This is a genomic window from Pseudomonas sp. MC6, from assembly GCF_054790575.1.
This window is the reverse complement of record NZ_CP186504.1, coordinates 1,731,273-1,747,565: the sequence shown is the minus strand read 5'-3', so window position 1 is coordinate 1,747,565 and position 16,293 is coordinate 1,731,273. Positions and strand designations below refer to the sequence as shown.

Annotated in this window: 13 protein-coding genes and 1 pseudogene; 9 read left to right on the top strand and 5 right to left on the bottom strand. The window is 56.7% G+C overall.

What is annotated here, in order from left to right:
* Positions 1–7: 7 nt before the first annotated feature.
* From ACOYXE_RS07865 to ACOYXE_RS07850, 4 genes are all read left to right on the top strand, one after another.
* The gene (locus ACOYXE_RS07865; RefSeq protein WP_405123793.1) at positions 8–3,640 is read left to right on the top strand and encodes a transporter substrate-binding domain-containing protein; all 3,633 of its coding nucleotides are present in this window, start codon (positions 8–10) and stop codon (positions 3,638–3,640) included.
* Between the two features lie 104 nt (positions 3,641–3,744).
* A complete protein-coding gene (locus ACOYXE_RS07860; protein ID WP_016984508.1) occupies positions 3,745–4,128 on the top strand; it encodes a hypothetical protein in 384 nt (127 codons plus the stop codon).
* Between the two features lie 309 nt (positions 4,129–4,437).
* Positions 4,438–4,899 (top strand): hypothetical protein, encoded by a 462-nt coding sequence (locus ACOYXE_RS07855; RefSeq protein WP_160057819.1) that lies wholly within the window; start codon positions 4,438–4,440, stop codon positions 4,897–4,899.
* A gap of 115 nt (positions 4,900–5,014) precedes the next feature.
* On the top strand, positions 5,015–6,643 hold the full coding sequence (locus tag ACOYXE_RS07850; RefSeq protein WP_016984510.1) for a methyl-accepting chemotaxis protein: 1,629 nt from the start codon (positions 5,015–5,017) through the stop codon (positions 6,641–6,643).
* Positions 6,644–6,680: 37 nt separating this feature from the next.
* On the opposite strand, the gene ACOYXE_RS07845 is transcribed toward ACOYXE_RS07850, so the two are convergent.
* The gene (locus tag ACOYXE_RS07845) at positions 6,681–7,172 is read right to left on the bottom strand and encodes a hypothetical protein (RefSeq protein ID WP_180697809.1); all 492 of its coding nucleotides are present in this window, start codon (positions 7,170–7,172) and stop codon (positions 6,681–6,683) included.
* Between the two features lie 388 nt (positions 7,173–7,560).
* Between ACOYXE_RS07845 and ACOYXE_RS07840 the strand changes: the two are divergent.
* A pseudogene (locus tag ACOYXE_RS07840) lies at positions 7,561–8,478 on the top strand (fimbrial protein); the annotation flags it as partial.
* Between the two features lie 60 nt (positions 8,479–8,538).
* Here ACOYXE_RS07840 and ACOYXE_RS07835 read toward each other — a convergent pair.
* Together ACOYXE_RS07835 and ACOYXE_RS07830 are read right to left on the bottom strand one after the other, a co-directional pair.
* Complete coding sequence (locus ACOYXE_RS07835) at positions 8,539–8,901, bottom strand: response regulator (RefSeq protein ID WP_093431585.1); 363 nt, start codon at positions 8,899–8,901, stop codon at positions 8,539–8,541.
* Positions 8,902–8,924: 23 nt separating this feature from the next.
* Positions 8,925–10,364: an ATPase domain-containing protein gene (locus tag ACOYXE_RS07830; protein WP_160057822.1), complete on the bottom strand. Its 1,440-nt coding sequence runs from the start codon at positions 10,362–10,364 to the stop codon at positions 8,925–8,927.
* A 317-nt stretch (positions 10,365–10,681) separates the two neighbouring features.
* Between ACOYXE_RS07830 and ACOYXE_RS07825 the strand changes: the two genes are divergently transcribed.
* The gene (locus tag ACOYXE_RS07825; RefSeq protein WP_160057823.1) at positions 10,682–10,906 is read left to right on the top strand and encodes a hypothetical protein; all 225 of its coding nucleotides are present in this window, start codon (positions 10,682–10,684) and stop codon (positions 10,904–10,906) included.
* A gap of 183 nt (positions 10,907–11,089) precedes the next feature.
* Positions 11,090–12,211, top strand: a complete 1,122-nt coding sequence (locus ACOYXE_RS07820; RefSeq protein ID WP_460928551.1) for an SMP-30/gluconolactonase/LRE family protein — start codon at positions 11,090–11,092, stop codon at positions 12,209–12,211.
* A 56-nt stretch (positions 12,212–12,267) separates the two neighbouring features.
* Here ACOYXE_RS07820 and ACOYXE_RS07815 read toward each other — a convergent pair whose 3' ends face one another.
* Together ACOYXE_RS07815 and ACOYXE_RS07810 are read right to left on the bottom strand one after the other, a co-directional pair.
* Positions 12,268–13,080, bottom strand: coding sequence for a DUF1206 domain-containing protein (locus ACOYXE_RS07815; RefSeq protein WP_160057825.1), 813 nt, complete (start codon positions 13,078–13,080; stop codon positions 12,268–12,270).
* A gap of 112 nt (positions 13,081–13,192) precedes the next feature.
* Positions 13,193–14,326, bottom strand: coding sequence for an alanine--glyoxylate aminotransferase family protein (locus ACOYXE_RS07810; protein WP_405123790.1), 1,134 nt, complete (start codon positions 14,324–14,326; stop codon positions 13,193–13,195).
* 125 nt (positions 14,327–14,451) lie between these two features.
* Between ACOYXE_RS07810 and ACOYXE_RS07805 the strand changes: the two genes are divergently transcribed.
* Positions 14,452–15,063 carry a dTMP kinase gene (locus ACOYXE_RS07805; protein ID WP_460928548.1) on the top strand — a complete coding sequence of 204 codons (612 nt, stop codon included), beginning with the start codon at positions 14,452–14,454 and terminating at the stop codon, positions 15,061–15,063.
* Between the two features lie 140 nt (positions 15,064–15,203).
* The gene (locus ACOYXE_RS07800) at positions 15,204–16,262 is read left to right on the top strand and encodes an aromatic ring-hydroxylating dioxygenase subunit alpha (RefSeq protein ID WP_460928546.1); all 1,059 of its coding nucleotides are present in this window, start codon (positions 15,204–15,206) and stop codon (positions 16,260–16,262) included.
* The last annotated feature ends 31 nt before the right edge of the window (positions 16,263–16,293 follow it).

Below are 16,293 nucleotides of genomic sequence, written 5' to 3'. Positions count from 1 at the left end.
CACGCTTATGTTTCATCTGTTGCGCGGTGTTTTGCTAGTCAGTGTGCTTTTCGTAGTCGGTAGCGGGTCGTTGTGGGCAGCAGAGCCGCGCACTCTGCAGGTTTTCGGTCGATCAGACTGCAAGGAGGTGCAGGTCGATCTGGGCAATGAAGACTGGAGTTGGCTACGGCAGAAACGCAGTCTCGTATTGGGATCGGCGCTTCCGGATTTCCCGCCTTATGTCATGACCGCCAGCGGTACGCGTTACGAGGGAATTGCCGCCGACATCGCCTGCATTATCGGTCAGGCCCTGCATGTCGAAGTTACTGTCAAGGCATATCCCGACCGTCGCGATGCCATGGCGGCGCTTGAACGCGGCGACATCGACATGTTGGGCAGCTCCAACAGTTTCGAGTTGATCGACGGCCTCGTCACGCTCAGCAAACCTTATGTCGAAGACGTGCCGGCAATGTTCATGCGCGGCGATGATCGGCGACCGATGCCTGCCAATCTGGCCGGTTTGCGTATTGCGGTTGCCGACGATTACCTGCCATCCAGTCAGCTGCATGGCTTGTATCCCAACGCCGAGTTCGTACTCTTCCCATCCAACGAGTTGGCACTGGCTGCGCTGGCGTTTGGCAAAGTCGATCTGTTTCTGGGCGACACGGTGTCCAGCAACTATCTGATCAACCTCAACTACTTCAATTATGTGCGCCTGCACTCTTTCGTCAAAACGCAAACCAACGGTTTCAGCTTTGCCCTGCGCCGAGGTAATGATCAACTGCTGCGTCTGATCGACTCGGTCATCGAGTCGATGGGTGAGGGCAAGATAGCCGAAATCACCAAGCGCTGGTCCGGTGGCGGCGGGGCACTGACACCCAAACGTATCGATCTGACACCCGGCGAAGCACGCTGGCTTGAGCTGCACCCGGTCGCGCGGTTCGTGATCAATGACGATCAGGCGCCATTTGCGTTCTTTGATGGCGATGGCAATTTTGGCGGGATCGGCGCCGATCTGCTGGAACTGATTCAGCGGCGCACCGGTTTGCAGATCGATGTGAAGCGCACCGACAGTTTTTCCAGCTTGAGCACCCGCCTGCTGGATGGCAGCGCCGATATCTCGTTGCTGACGCCAACCGTCTCCCGTGAAGTCGGTATGCGTTTCACCCATCCGTTCCTCGCCAGTCCCTTTGTGATCGTCACCGCCAAGGACGCAGGCGCGCCGTCAAGCCTGCAGGAGCTACGCGGCAAGCGTGTCGCCGTCCCCGAGAGTTCGGCGGAGCGTGAGCTGCTCAAGGATTATCCCGACATTGAAATTGTCGACAGCGAAACAGTGCTGGGTGCGCTGGCTGACGTGAAGGATGGCCGAGCGGACGCGATGATTACCACGCTGCACGGTGCGCGCTACTACATCGCTCACATCTACAGTGACAGTTTGCGCATCTCCAACATCGTCGGCATGAACAAGGGTTTCCTCGCCTTCGCCGCCCGACGTGCAGATACCGAACTGGTCAGCATTCTGAACAAGGCTCTGCTGAGCATTCCACCCGATGAGCTGGACGTGATTCTCAACCGTTGGCGCCCCATTGCTGCGTTCTCGGGCTTGTCATGGCGCGATTACAAGACGTTGATCTACCAGATCAGCGCTGGCGCTTTCTTGATTATCCTCGGGTCGCTGGCGTGGAATTTCTATATCCGCCGGCAGATCCGCGAGCGCAGTCGGGCAGAGCGCTTGCTCGGCGATCAACTGAAGTTCATGGGGGCGCTGATCAACGGCACGCCGCATCCCATTTACGTTCGCGATCGGGAAGGTCGGCTTGTCACCTGCAATAACAATTATCTGCAGACGTTTGGCCTGTTGGAAAAGGACGTGATTGGCAAGACCGTGCTCGAAAGCGGCAAGCGCAATCGCCAGGAAGCGTTGCAATTTCACGATGACTATCTGCGCGTCATCGAGCGGGACGAACCTTACGAGGTGGATCGCACACTGCATGTCGGTGATACGCGGCTGATCATTTATCACTGGATCCAGCCGTATCACGACACGACGGGGGAAGTCAGAGGCGTGATCTGCGGCTGGATCGACATCAGCGAACGCCGCGAACTGATCGAGGAGTTGCGTTCGGCGAAAGAACTGGCCGATGAGTCGAGCCGTGCCAAAACCACGTTCCTGGCGACCATGAGCCACGAGATCCGTACGCCGATGAGTGCTGTAATCGGCATGCTCGAACTCACTCTCAAGCGTGCCGAGCAGGGCCACTTCGATCGACCGGCGATTGAAGTGGCCTACGACTCGGCGAAAGGCCTGCTGGAGCTGATCGGCGATATCCTCGATGTGGTTCGCATCGAGTCTGGGCATGTCAGTCTTTCGCCGAAACGTGCCAACCTGCGCGAGCTGGTCGAATCCGTGGCGCGAGTGTTCGACGGCCTGGCCAGGCAGAAGAGTCTGGTATTGAAGCTCGACATCGACGCCACTGTCGGCTGTGACGTACTGGTTGATCCGATGCGCTTCCAGCAGGTGCTCTCGAACCTGGTGGGCAACGCCATCAAGTTTACCGATACCGGGCATGTCAGCGTCTCGATTCGCGGCCAACGCCTTGCTGACGAACGTTTGCAAGTCGACCTCAAAGTCGAAGACACCGGCATCGGTATTTCCAGTGCTGATCTGCAGAACCTGTTCCAGCCGTTTTCGCAAGCCAATCACGGCCCCTCGAACCGGGGCGGCACCGGTCTGGGATTGGCGATTTCACGTTCGTTGTGCGAGTTGATGGGCGGGCGGCTGAACATCACCAGTACGCTGGGCAAAGGCACCTGCCTGGAAGTGTCGCTGTTCTTCAATATCCTCAGTCCGCTCGGCGGCAAGGTGCTGCCTGTTTCGGTTGTCCAGGACAAGCCAGTGCCGACGCTGCGGATTCTGGTAGTGGACGACCAGAGCGCCAACCGTCTGCTGCTGACGCAGCAGCTCAGCTTTCTTGGCCAGGCGGTGCGTGATGCTGCCGATGGTGCCCAGGCATTGGCGTTGTGGCGCTCGGAGCCGTTCGACATTGTGATCACGGACTGCAACATGCCGGTCATGAACGGCTATGAACTGGCCCGCACCATTCGCCAGGACGAACGCGGTAGTGGTGAAGCGCCGTGTATCGTGCTGGGCTTCACAGCCAACGCGCAGCCGGAAGAAAAAGTGAAATGCCGAGAGGCGGGGATGGATGACTGTCTGTTCAAACCGATCAGCCTCAGCACCTTGTCGACCCTGCTTGCCGGCTGGGAAAAGAACGTCGAAACCGAGCCAGTGGAAAGCCCGCCTGCGGCGGGTATCAAGGAGCTGGGATCGATTCGCGAGCGTCTGAACGAGCTCACCGGAGGCGATCTCGACATGATGAAAGAACTGCTGCGCGAGGCGCTGTCGAGTTGTGAGAAGGATCTGGAGGAACTGCATTCGCTGATACCCGAAAGCGATCCCGGGCTGTTGGCTGACCTGGCACATCGGATCAAGGGCGCGGCGCGCATCGTCGCCGAGCATCAGGTCATTGAGGCGTGTAACGAGCTTGAGGCCGAGTGCGAAGCGCCGGTCATCGATCCACTGGATATCAATCGCAGCGCGTTGAAGCTGGAGCATGCACAGGCTGATCTGATCAAGAAAATCAAACGGGTCGAGCTGTAACCGTATTGGCGCAGGGCTCTGCTGACTGGCCTTGCATTGAAGGGGGATGCTAAAGATCATTTTGCAACGGGCGATACCTTGGTTAATAACCATGGAGTTTCGCGATGATCATTCGACGTCCTTTATTGATTGCCTGTCTCTGCCTGCTGGGTTTTGACACCGTCAGCGCGGCCCAGTCTGCACCCGTCAGCGGAGTGATTCGCTTCAGCGGACAGATCGTCGAGGCAAGTTGCATGGCGAGTGGCGCCAGCCGTGCTTCTGCTTCTGTCGAGCTGCTTGATTGTCCGCAGGCGAGCACTGGTCAGATGTTCTCGGTGACCAACGTCAGTGCGACAGGGCGGGGTGAGCCGCGCCAGCAAGTGTTCGTGAGGATGATTGCCGATACCCACGAGCAGGAAAAATATTACGACCAGCGTTTGCTGCTCACGGACAACAAGGGCCATCAGATAACGACTGGCAATTACGTCGTGACGCTGACGCTGCCTTGATGGACTGAGAAAGAATGAGTTTGCGCCTCTTGTTTCAAGGTTACTGACAACAAGGGGCGTTAATAATGAGAATTGTCTGGTTCGTACACAACCGTCCCGCGCTTCTGGCATTGCGCCGCTCGCCACCGTTGCAAACCCCCTCCCTCCAAAGACTTTGAACCAGGCCGGGCCCCGCTAGCGTGGGCGTGTCATCAAGGTGTGGTTTTCGTTCAGCGATCCCCGTGGTCATTTTGAGACAAGTCTCATATCGGACAGGTTGGCCCTTGGTTATTTTCTTGAAAGGAAGAATGGAGCTGCCAAAGGTGTCCGATGTTTCTTGAAAATAACCGAAGTCGATCCTTGCGGATCCTGATCGCCGATAACGACGTGCGTAGAGGTCTGTCGATTGAACAACAGTTCAACAAGCTGGGCTGTCTCAGCGTAGTGAATGTCTGTACTTATCGTGACCTGAGAGTACTGACGTATTACTGCCCCCAACGGCTAAGCCTGGTCGTCGTCAATGCTGAGTTGCTCAACGAGATGGCAATGGATCCGCTCGATTTTTTTGGGGAAAACCCGCTGATTCGTCACCTGCTGATTTTCAACCCCAGTGATGATCATCAGTGGTCGAAGACCTTCTTCAACCCGCATCCGCAACGCTGGATGCGTCTGGTCTCGAAAATCAATCTGCCGCGATTGGCGGATTTTCTGATGCTGGCCGACCCGACGCTCAAGGAACTGGCGGAGCCGGCCTCATCCGATTCCACGCTTCCTTCAGGTGCAAACCGCTAGCTGTTGCGCCTTCGCGCGGTAATCCGCTTGTGCTTTGAGGTGCTATTGCCCAGCGCCTGCTGTGCTGCCCACTCGTTTGCCCCATTGTCTTGAATACACTCTAAGGTAAGGCATCATGCTGCTTCGTAAACTCAATCTCGCGCCGCGTTCGGCGCTGTGTTTTGGCTTGTTCTGTCTCATGATTATCGCGATCGGACTGATCGCCTTGCAGCAAGTCGACTTGCTCAACAAGGCAGAGACCTATGTCGAGACGACCATCGTGCCAAGCATCAAGCTGCTCGGCCAACTGGATCGTGAGTTCATCGAAATCAAGGGTAATAACGCCCGCCTGCGCAACCCTATCGAAACCCCTGAGCGCAAGGCTCAGGCTCTGATGGACATTCAGCAGTCGCGTCAGCTCATCAAAAATCATCAGCGAGCACTCATTGATCTGCTGGCAACTGACGCTGGGCGTGAGGCCTTCGAGGCGTTCGCCAAAGCACAACAGGTCAATGATCAGGCGCAGGACCAATACCTTGAAACCGTGGCGAAAGGGCAGCTTGAAGCGGCCATTGCGCTGTCAAAGAATCAGATGCGTGCCGCCTCGGACGGCGTGCAGGTCGCGCTCAAGAAGCTGATTGCTCTCAACGAAATTGAAGCTTATGAAGCGGGCAAGCAGGCCGACAATGTTTACGAACACACGCTGTTGATCGTCAGTGTGTTCATTGTCATTGCCATCGGTGCTTCCTTGGCCTTGGCAGTGTTGTACACCCGCAGCCTGACGGTGCCGATTGCAGGCTCGCTAAGGGTTGCGGAATGCATCGCCGCCAACGATTTGAGCGAAACCATCGCGCTGGATGGTTCCGATGAGGCGGCGCAGATGCTGTCGTCACTGGCGGCGATGCAAACCAGTTTGCGTGATGCGCTGATCATGATCCGTGACTCGTCCACGCAGTTGGCCGAAACCTCGGAAGTCATGCACGGCGTCACCGAAGATATCTCGCGTATCACTCAGCGTCAGAGCCATGAAATCGAAATGGCCGCCACGGCCGTGACGCAAATGAGTGCAGCGGTGGAACAGGTTGCGGACAACGCCGCATCGACCTCGCAACTGACGTCGGAATCAAGCGCCGCAGCCATCGCCGGTAAAACCCGGGTCAGCGAAACGGTTGCGGCAATTAACCTGATGGTTTCCAGCGTGCATAGCACCTCGGCAGAAGTGCAGGCGCTTTCTACGATGGCGAGCGATATCAGCAGCGTGCTGGACGTCATCCGAGAAGTCGCCGAACAAACCAATCTGCTTGCCTTGAACGCAGCGATCGAAGCTGCGCGGGCGGGGGAGGCGGGCCGTGGCTTTGCCGTGGTCGCAGATGAGGTGAGAGGGCTGGCCCAGCGTACGCAGAAATCGACCGAAGACATCGAGTCCATGGTCAGCTCCATTCAATCGGGCACCAGCAGGGCGGTTTCTTCCATGAGCCACACCCGCTCTCAGGCCGAAAGAACGCTCGAGATGGCCAATATCGCCGGCGAAGTGCTGACCGACATCACTGGCTCTCTGAATCTTATCAATGAACGAAACCTGCTGATGGCGACCGCTGCCGAAGAGCAGGCTCAGGTTGCGCGCGAAGTGGATCGCAGCCTGATCAGCATTCGCGACCTGTCTTGCGAAACCGCAGAAGGCTCGAAACAGACGGCGGTTGCATCGGCGGAGCTCTCGCAGTTAGCGGCGTCGCTGAACAAATTGACCAAGGAATTCAAGCTCTGACTGTGAGCATAAAGCCCTGGTTGCCAGGGCTTTTTTATCAGTGCTTGATCGGTGAAGTGAAGTCTTGCGCATCGGGTGCAGAATTCTGAGCTGGCGATGCGGTTTGTGCCGTCAGTTGTTCAATGCAGGTGGCGAGTTGTTTTTCATAGCTTTCAAGCACGGCTTCGGCTTCAGCTTCGCGCTCATCACGCAAGCGAAAGAAGTCGTCGCGACTGAGCTGATCCGCTACGAGGCGGATATTTTGCTCGATGATCGCGCACAGAGAATCTTCGTCCTCTAACGCGGCGCTGGTTTGCGCCGCGCGTTGAGTGTTTTCGAGCTCCGTCTTTGCCGCCTCGGCGGCCTTCACTTGTTCCTTCGTGGTAAGCAGATCGGTTTCCAGGGCTTGCTTCTGTTCTGCCAGACGCTTGAGTTCTGCGCTCATTGACTGGATAGCATCGGCGCGGTGGGTGAGCTGGACCTCCTGTTGTTGCACCACAGCCTTCAGTGGAAACAGTTCATTGAGCTGGTAACCGGCGACCACAGTCATGGCGATCAGCGCCAGTGCCAGAATCGTCAGGCAGTAGATGGCGGCGTTGCTCTGGGGGTTTGGACTATTGAGGGTATCGAGGGCTCTCACGGAATCGTTTCTCCTATCACGAGCGGCCAGTGTAATGGCCGAGTTCGGTTGCGCCTTTAAGACGAGTCTTAAATTGGGTGTTGGTTATTTGCGCTGGTAAAGGAGGTGTTCAACAACGCGTCCTTTTTATAGGTTTCAAGATTTAGTTAGTTGACTATAAATCCATGAGAATTGTCTGATTGTTGAATAAATAAACTTTTTGCCCAAGTGCTATTTATTCATTATCTTCTCGCTCCGGTTGTGGTGATTTTGCTGCCGGTTGAATATTCGCACCATCGTCAATCATTCAGTTGTTTGCATGCAACGCAGAGTCAGAGAGAGTGTTATGAAGTTATGCTATATATTAATTGTCGGGCTCTTGTATGTGCTGTCGTCAAATGCAATGGCGGCGGTATGCGAGTTCTATCCCGACAACTCCAAGGGCAATGTCCACATTGTCCTTCCGGCCACGATCTCGGTGCCGCAGGACACACCGAACGGCACGGTTATCTATGAAAGCCCAATCGTGACCCTGGGAGCCATTCCCAGTTCGTTCAGGTGCTCTGCGGTACACAATGAAGGTGTGCGCAACTCTGTGGGTGTCACCCAATCAGGCGCGCAGATTTTTCCTGTTGGAAATACCGGGATCGGCTGGCAATGGATTCGACCACCCTCGGGTAAAGCATGGAAAGGCTTTCCGGGAGACAGCGACGTTGCTGGCGGTTGGGGTTGGAATGGCAGTGAGCACATCTTGCGGCTCGTAAAGACGGGCACTATTTCAGGGAGTGCGACGATACCCTCAGGCCAATTGGGAGTCTTTGTCGCCGCTGAAATCGAGCCTCTGGCAATGAATACAAATGGCACCAGGGTCGTCTCACAGTCTTGCGAAACACCTGATGTGAAAGTTGATATGGGTAGTTATAACTTGAGCGATTTCCCGAAGAACGGTGCCTATGCCAAGGAGCAATACTTTTTTCTCAGTATGAAAAACTGTCCTGCCGGAATAAATAACTTCCGCTACTCCTTTTCGCCCACTGCGGGCAGCCCTGCGTGGGACGCTAATACTGGCATGGTAAATCTGAACAGTAGCTCCACTGCCAAAGGTTTGGCATTGCAGATGCGCTTCAGAGACGGGAAGCCACTCAAGCTGAATCAGAACTACATAACGAAAGCGCCTACATCGGAAGGCGGGAATGCAGCTGTAGACTTGCAAGCGCGCTTCGTGCGCATTGAACCCGCCAATTCACAAATGAGAGCGGGCAATGCCAATGCCGAAATTGCCTTTGTCGTTGAGTATCTATGAGGAGGCCAACAGCTTCTTCACCTCAGCCACAATCACTTCAATGTCGAAAGGCTTGGGCAGCACCACGTCAAACAGATCCGAGCGCTGCATGCCAATGTGCGCCTGCGCTCCACTCATGAGAATGATCGGCAGGTGTTTGACGCAAGGCTGGGCACGCACGGCTTCGGCGAATTCGAGGCCGTCCATGACCGGCATCATGAAGTCCGTGATGATCAGTGCTGGCCGTTCTCTCTCCAGCACTTCGAGGGCTTTCTTGCCATTGCTGGCCGTCACCGTCATGAAGCCTTCATCCTCCAGCGCAAAGCCAAGAATGTCAGCAATCAGATACTCGTCGTCGACTACCAGGATGGTGGTCATGTTATTTCAACCCGCTCGAAGACTTACGATATTGAACCAGGCAATGACTCAGATGAGACGGAAGGTTCATTTCTCAAAGCCTTTTCCAGGAACACATCTTGATCACGGATGACTACCTCGAACCGCGAAGGGTTATAGGAGCTATCACGTATCTTGAGAATGGAAAGCGTCCTGCGAAGTTCAGCGTGATTTTCAAAGAAACGCATGAGAATCAGGTTGTCGGCAATACTGGACAGGTCGGAATTCGGTGCGCTGACCTCGGAGCCGAACAGATCGCGCATTTCCCAGGAGGCGAAGACCGTAACGCCTCGGGATCGCAGCTCGTTCATCAGTGCACTGAAAAAGTCGGTGATGCGTTCCGGTGTGGTTGAAACCCGAGTCATGCCGCTGAGGCTGTCGATGAACAGGCGTTTGATACCTTTTTCATCGACCAGGCTCAGCAGGCGCGCACCGAGGGCGTCCAGCAAGCCCTCGGTGGTCGGCTGCCAGGCAATGCTCAGCGCACCGCTGTGTTCCATTTGTTCAATATCGATGCCCAGCGAATGGCCTTTGAGTCGTAGCCGTTGCGGGCTCTCATAGAAACCGAAATGCAGGCCCGGCGCTTCGGCCGTCGACTGCGCGAGAAACTTCAGCCCCAGCGTGGTTTTGCCGATCCCGGAAGGCCCCATGACGAGCGTGACGCTGGAGCTGTGCAAGCCGCCACCGAGAATGTCATCCAGCGAAGCGATGCCGCTGGGAATGCGTGTCATGTCTGCACTGTCGGGGGCGGAAGGGCGCTTGTACAGACTTTCCAGGCGCGGATAGACCACCAGGCCGTTTTCGGTGATCTCACACTCGTGAACACCGGTCAAGGCGCCGCTGCCGCGGGTCTTGCGCAGGTGAATGCGTCGCACCGATCGCGTGCCGAACAGCTCTTCGCCCATTTCGATGACGCCGTCGACCATCGTGTGTTCCGGGCTGCCGTCGTCCAGGCGCGAGCTAGTGAGAAACAGCACGGTGCAACCGGCGAATGCCGCATGGCCTTGCAGTTCGGAGATGAATTTTTTCGTGTCGATCGGTGAGTCGGCCTTCGAGCGGGCGTTGAGCAAACCGTCGACGACCATGACCGTCGCTTTCTGCCGGCTGATTTCGCGCCGCAGCAGTTTCACCACTTCATCGAGGCCTTCGTTTTCCAGCGTATCGAAAGCGCTGACAAACTGTATTTCAGCGCCCACTCGGGATGCGTCGAAAAAACTCATGGTCGACAGAAACTGAAACAGTCGGTCGTGAGACTCGGCCAGCAACGTGGCGACCAGAACGCGACCGCCATTGCGGGCATGATTGAAGCCGAGCTGATTGGCGAGGATGGTCTTGCCGGAACCGGGGCGGCCCTGAACGATGTACGAAGCACCCGCGACCAGGCCACCCTGAAGCAGCGCGTCGAGCCCTTCGATTCCGCTTTGAAGGCGTTTTAGCTTTTCCACTTTGCGACCCTGATCTGAAAAAACAGGCTTGTTAAGCCGAATGGGTGAAATGCTAACGCCATTTCCATTTTTGGGCCATGCCGGTGGAGGGAAAGTAGCGTTGGAACGTATCGTTTTGGCGTGTTCCACGCCCCCGTGACTTCGGCCAGGCCTTTCAAAAACGGTGCCCATCCAGGGCACCGTTATCAATCGAGAACTCAACCCGTTTCAAATCAAGTTCAGCGCGATTTTAGGAACAGTCTGATAGGAAAACTCTTGATGAGTCCTGAGAATGGGGGTGAGACCTCAGATAATGCCCTCGTCGAAGGATTAAGCCGATGAAACCTCTGCGTGACCTTCAAAATCTTCAGCTAAGACTGGTTGAGTCTGCCGCTGTGAACGAAAGCTGCGCCGCTGACTTGTTAAGCATTCTGCAAAAACTGACGAACAAGGAGGCAAACAGCGTCGTTGAGATAATCGGCTTACTGCAGCATGAGGCAGCAATGCTTCAGCAACTATCGAGAGACTTAACGCTTCAACGCTATAAAACAATGTTTGGCTAACGACTTGCCGACCCGAGCAGCGCATCGCGAGCATTATCTTGGATGGAGTAACGCAAAGCGCAGGGAGAGGTTTTCACCGCTGTATACGCCATACAGCCGTCGCAAAGCAGCACTTGTACGATGTCCTATCACAAGGTATTACTGTGTCTCCCCCAAAAAAAATAAAATCACGGAGATCGCTACATGGACTCATCCCTGTCCGCCAGTTCTGAAAGCCTTGACCCAGCGAAAGGCAACACCCGCCGCAGCTTCCTGAAAAAATCCCTCGCCGTTTCCGCCACGCTCGCCACCGTCGGCAGTACCGCGCTAACCCGACTCGCCGAGGCCGCCGAACCCTTGAGTCAGCGCTACCCTGATCCGCTGATCCACATCCTCGACGACAGCTTTCTCGAACTACGTGTTTTCAACGCCAGTGTTGAAAAACTTGCCACGGGCATGCGCTGGGCCGAAGGGCCGGTTTGGATCGGTGATGGCCGCTATTTGTTGGTCAGCGACATCCCCAACAATCGCATCATGCGCTGGGACGAGATCACCGACACCTTCAGTGTGTACCGCGAACATTCGAACTTTTCCAACGGCATGTGCCGGGATCGCCAAGGGCGCCTGATTGTCTGCGAAGGCTCCACCACGACCAGCGAAGGCAGGCGCATCACGCGCACCGAAGCCAATGGCACGATCAGCGTGCTGGCCGACAGCTTCGACGGCAAGCCCTTCAACTCGCCCAACGATATCGTCTGCAAAAGTGACGGATCGATCTGGTTTACCGATCCGCCATTCCAGACCAGCAACAACTACGAAGGCCACAAAATCACTCCGAGCCAACCCCACGCCGTGTACCGCATCGACGGCGAGAGCAAAAAAGTCACCCGGGTCATCGATGACCTCAACGGCCCCAACGGCCTGTGCTTTTCGCCCGATGAAAAAACCCTGTACGTCGTTGAAGGTCGGGCCAAGCCCAATCGTCTGATCTGGGCAATTGCCGTAAAGGACGACGGCACACTGGGCGAACGTCGCAAGCACATCGAAGGGCTGGAGTATGCCGCGATCGACGGCATCAAATGTGATGAAGCGGGCAACCTCTGGTGCGGCTGGGGCGGCAATGGTGATCCCAAGGCCGACCTGGAAAAACTCGACGGTGTGCGCGTTTTCAATCCGCAGGGCAAGGCCATCGGGCACATTTCCCTGCCGGAGCGCTGCCCGAACCTGTGCTTTGGGGGACGCGAAGGGAATCGGCTGTTCATGGCCAGCAGTCACTCGATCTACTCACTGTTTGTGAATACTCGCGGGACTACGTTTGCGTTGTAAAAACAGCCTGCAGCGCATCTGAGGATGCGCTGCATTTTCGGCTGTTTTATGAAGCCCTACTGCCTGGAGACGCCTGGCACATCCATATTGATCTTGCGCCAGAACGCTTCAGAAAAACTGTAAACCGAGAAGGCAATCAACCCCAGGGCCATCATCATCAAAACCAGCCACCCAGCGGGCAGACTCTGCAGCGCATCGAGCGCTTCTTTCAGACCCGGTGGATCCATGGCTTGATAGGTGGAACCGCTGATTGCCAGGAGCAATGCAATCTCTATAAACACCAGTCCGCGAGCGATCAGACCAAACCGGGATACCGGGCGGACGTAGCGCATGACTTCTTCATCGGCCTCAAAATACCTTTCGAACGACGCTTTCCAGCCCTTGATGATGTGAGCAATGCCAACACCGAGCGGAACGAGGGCGATCACATACACCAACACATTCGAGTATTCCCACGACAAGAGATGCGCTAGCCAATCTTTGGTCTGCCCTCCGGTATTGCCCGAGCTTCGAATACCGCTTACGAGCAGGCCCAAGGCAAAAAACGCCAGAGCCCCATTGACCAGACCTCCCGCCAACAGGCCGGCGCGAATCACCAGGCCTTTGAGCTGTTTGCCGTGATGATCGACATCACGCGTAGCTTGCAGGACACGCCAGGCCGCAAAGGCGAGCAGACCCGCCACCACCAACCCAACTAAAAAGTAGCCGAATGGCTGGCCTAGCAAGGCCTCCAGACTCTTGTGGCTGTCCTTGGGTCGGGTCGAATCCCGGGCGGCGAGCAATGCGAAGATACCGATGATCAGATACAGCACTCCCCGAGCGGCGTAGCCTCCCCGAGCAAGTATGACGAGGCTGTGTTGTGCGGACATGAGGTGTATTCCTGAAGGGGGCATAGGAGAGCAGACCCTTCTTGCCAGGAGGGGTTCTATTTCGCCTTCCTGGCGTTCAAACGTTGGTTATCTGCGGCGGGCAGAGGAGGGCTTACTCAACCATCACCTCATCCAGTGCCTGCTCCAGCAGGCTGACCGTGCGCTCGATATTCTGCAGTTTTTCGAGTCCGAACAGACCGAGGCGGAAGGTCTGGAAGTCGGCCGGCTCGTCGCATTGCAGCGGCACGCCGGCAGCGATCTGCAGGCCGTGTTGGGCAAATTTCTTGCCGCTTTTGATATCGGCATCATCGGTGTAGCTCACCACCACGCCGGGGGCCTGAAAGCCCGCAGCCGCCACGCTTTTGATGCCTTTGCCGGTCAACAGCGCACGCACCCGATCGCCCAGCGCCTGTTGCTCGTCGCGAACCTTGTCGAAGCCGTACGCTTGCGTCTCTTTCATCACGTCGTTGAACCGCGCGAGGGAATCGCTGGGCATGGTCGCGTGATAGGCATGTCCGCCCTGTTCGTAGGCCTGCATGATCTGCAGCCACTTTTTCAGGTCGCAAGCGAAGCTGCTGCTTTGCGTCTGTTCGATACGCTCAAGCGCCGCAGCACTGAACATCACCAAGGCACAGCAAGGTGAGGCGCTCCAGCCTTTCTGCGGTGCGCTGATCAGCAGGTCGACCGCGCATTGGTGCATATCCACCCAAATGGTGCCGGAGGCAATGCAGTCCAGTACGAACAGACCACCCACCGCATGCACGGCGTCGCCAACGGCTCGCAGGTACTCGTCCGGCAGGAGGATTCCGGATGAAGTTTCAACGTGGGGCGCGAAAACCACTTTCGGCTTGTGCGCTGCAATGGCGGCCAGCACTTCGTCCAGAGGTGGCGGGGCGTAGGCGGCTTGGCGACCCGTCTCAACCGGCCGGGCTTTGAGCACCGTAGTGGCCGCCGGGATGTTGCCCATCTCCAGAATCTGGCTCCAGCGATAACTGAACCAGCCGTTGCGTATCACCAGGCACTGCTGGCCGGTGGCGAATTGTCGCGCCACCGCTTCCATGCCGAATGTGCCGCTGCCCGGAACCACCGCCACCGCCTCGGCGTGGTAGACCTGTTTCAGGGTCATGGAAATGTTCTTCATCACGCCTTGAAAGGACTGCGACATGTGGTTCAGCGAGCGGTCGGTGTAGACCACGGAATACTCGACCAATCCCTCGGGATCGATGCTCGGATAGAGCTTGGACATGGTGACTCCTTTGGCAGGGCTAAACATCTTTGGCAAGCAAGTGTAGGCAAAGGGCAGGGATCAGCTCATCGAAATGCGCAAATGAGGTTAGAGTGCTCAGCAATGTCTCTGTCGTTGCGTGAACCATGAAGCTGCCGCTGTTTATTTCTCTGGATGGGCCCAAGGGCACCGGCAAAACCACACTGCTGGAGGCCGTTACCGCTGCACTGCGGGCAAACAACCAGAAAGTCATCCGCCTGTGCGAGAGAAAAAGCGATCCGTACCGCGGCGAAACCATGGCCCTGGTCAACCAACTCGCCAGACATCCGTCCCGGGATCTGGAGTGGGCGGTGTGTCAGCGCCTTGCCGATAGCCGTCGCTGGATTTCTGAGCGGGTGCTGCCCAAACAGCCGCTGGACAGCATCATTCTGATCGACCGCTGGTATCCGTCGGATGCCGCATTTCGCCATAGCGTGCCGTTTGCCGAGATTCTGCATCTGAACATGCAGCGAGGCGTGCGCGTGCCGGATCTGCATGTCGGCGTCGTCACCGCGCCGGACATTTCATGGGCACGGGCAACGGCCCGATCACGAGGACTGGGCGGCACAGTGATCCAGAAACACGCCGAGCATGTCGTGTGTAGCGAGATGTTCGAGCAGGCGGTTGCCGATCATGGCTGGGTGTTGTGCCGTAATGAGGGAACCATCGAAGCCGCAACGACTCAGGTAGTTGCAGAGATCTATAAAGTGCTTGGCTGATTGTCGCTGTGCAGGCGCTGGTTTAATTTGAATTTCAGGTTTTTCTGATCTGAGCTAACTGTACTGACGGATCAAACGCCCCCATGCTCACAAACCTCTGGTATGTCGTTCTCCCATCGTCACAGCTGACTGATGGATTGATGCCGGTTCAATTGCTCGGACTACCGTTCGTTGCGTTCCGCGATGACGCGGGTGTCGCTCACTTGCTGTCGGATATTTGCGTGCATCGCGGCGGCTCGCTGTCCGCCGGCAGCAAAGTGGGCAATAGCGTGCAGTGCCCTTATCACGGCTGGCGGTTTGGCACTGATGGAGTGTGCACGCTGATACCGGCGCAGCCCGACCTGCGGATTCCCGCCAAGGCCCGCGTCGATGCGTACCCGACGCTGGAGCGATACGGATGGATCTGGGCGTTTTTAGGTGATCTGCCTGAGTCTGAACGTCCACCCTTGCCCGCGCTCGACTGGATCGATGATCCCGCCATCCGCGTGGTCTCGGGCCACTTTGACTGGCAGGCCAGTTGGGACCGGATTATTGAAAACGGTCTGGACTTCGCGCACGCACCGTTTGTCCATGGTTCAACCTTCGGCGATCCGGATCATCCCGAGATTGAATCATTCGAGGTCGCAAGCGATGCGTGGAGCGGCAGCGCGCAAATAGTCATGCGCAGGCCGGCACGCAAGGGGCTGCTGCGGCGCAAATCCTCCACTGAGTTTGTCAGCGTCGGCACTGTTCCGGGGTTTCACCTGTCCGGCCCTTGTACAACGCTTGAGCTTCAGTTGCCCAACGGCTGGCGGATCTACATCGTCTCGGCGCATGTTCCGATTGACGCCAATCGCACGCGCACCTGGTGGATGATGGGCAGAACGTTCCTGCGCACCCGACTGCTGGATCGCAGGTTCATTGCGAGCAATATCCGCATCTTCGAACAAGATCATGCCGTGCTGAAAAACGTCCGGCCCGAACGTGTGCCGGACTCTTTCCAGCAGGAGGTTTCGTTGAAATCCGATGCGCTGCAGATTGCTTTTCGCAAAGACGTGCAGGCACTGGAGCAGCGCGGCTGGCGCATTGATGAAGGCCGCCTCGCGCGAACGTTCACTGGACGCAAAGCCTGCGCAATACCCAGCCCTGAACGTCGTCAGATTCGCGCTTGGGCCATTGAGCCGATTCCGCTCGTGGACATCACCCACGAATCGGAATAGTGCTGCGAGCCAGCCTGCGCTTGACGCAGAC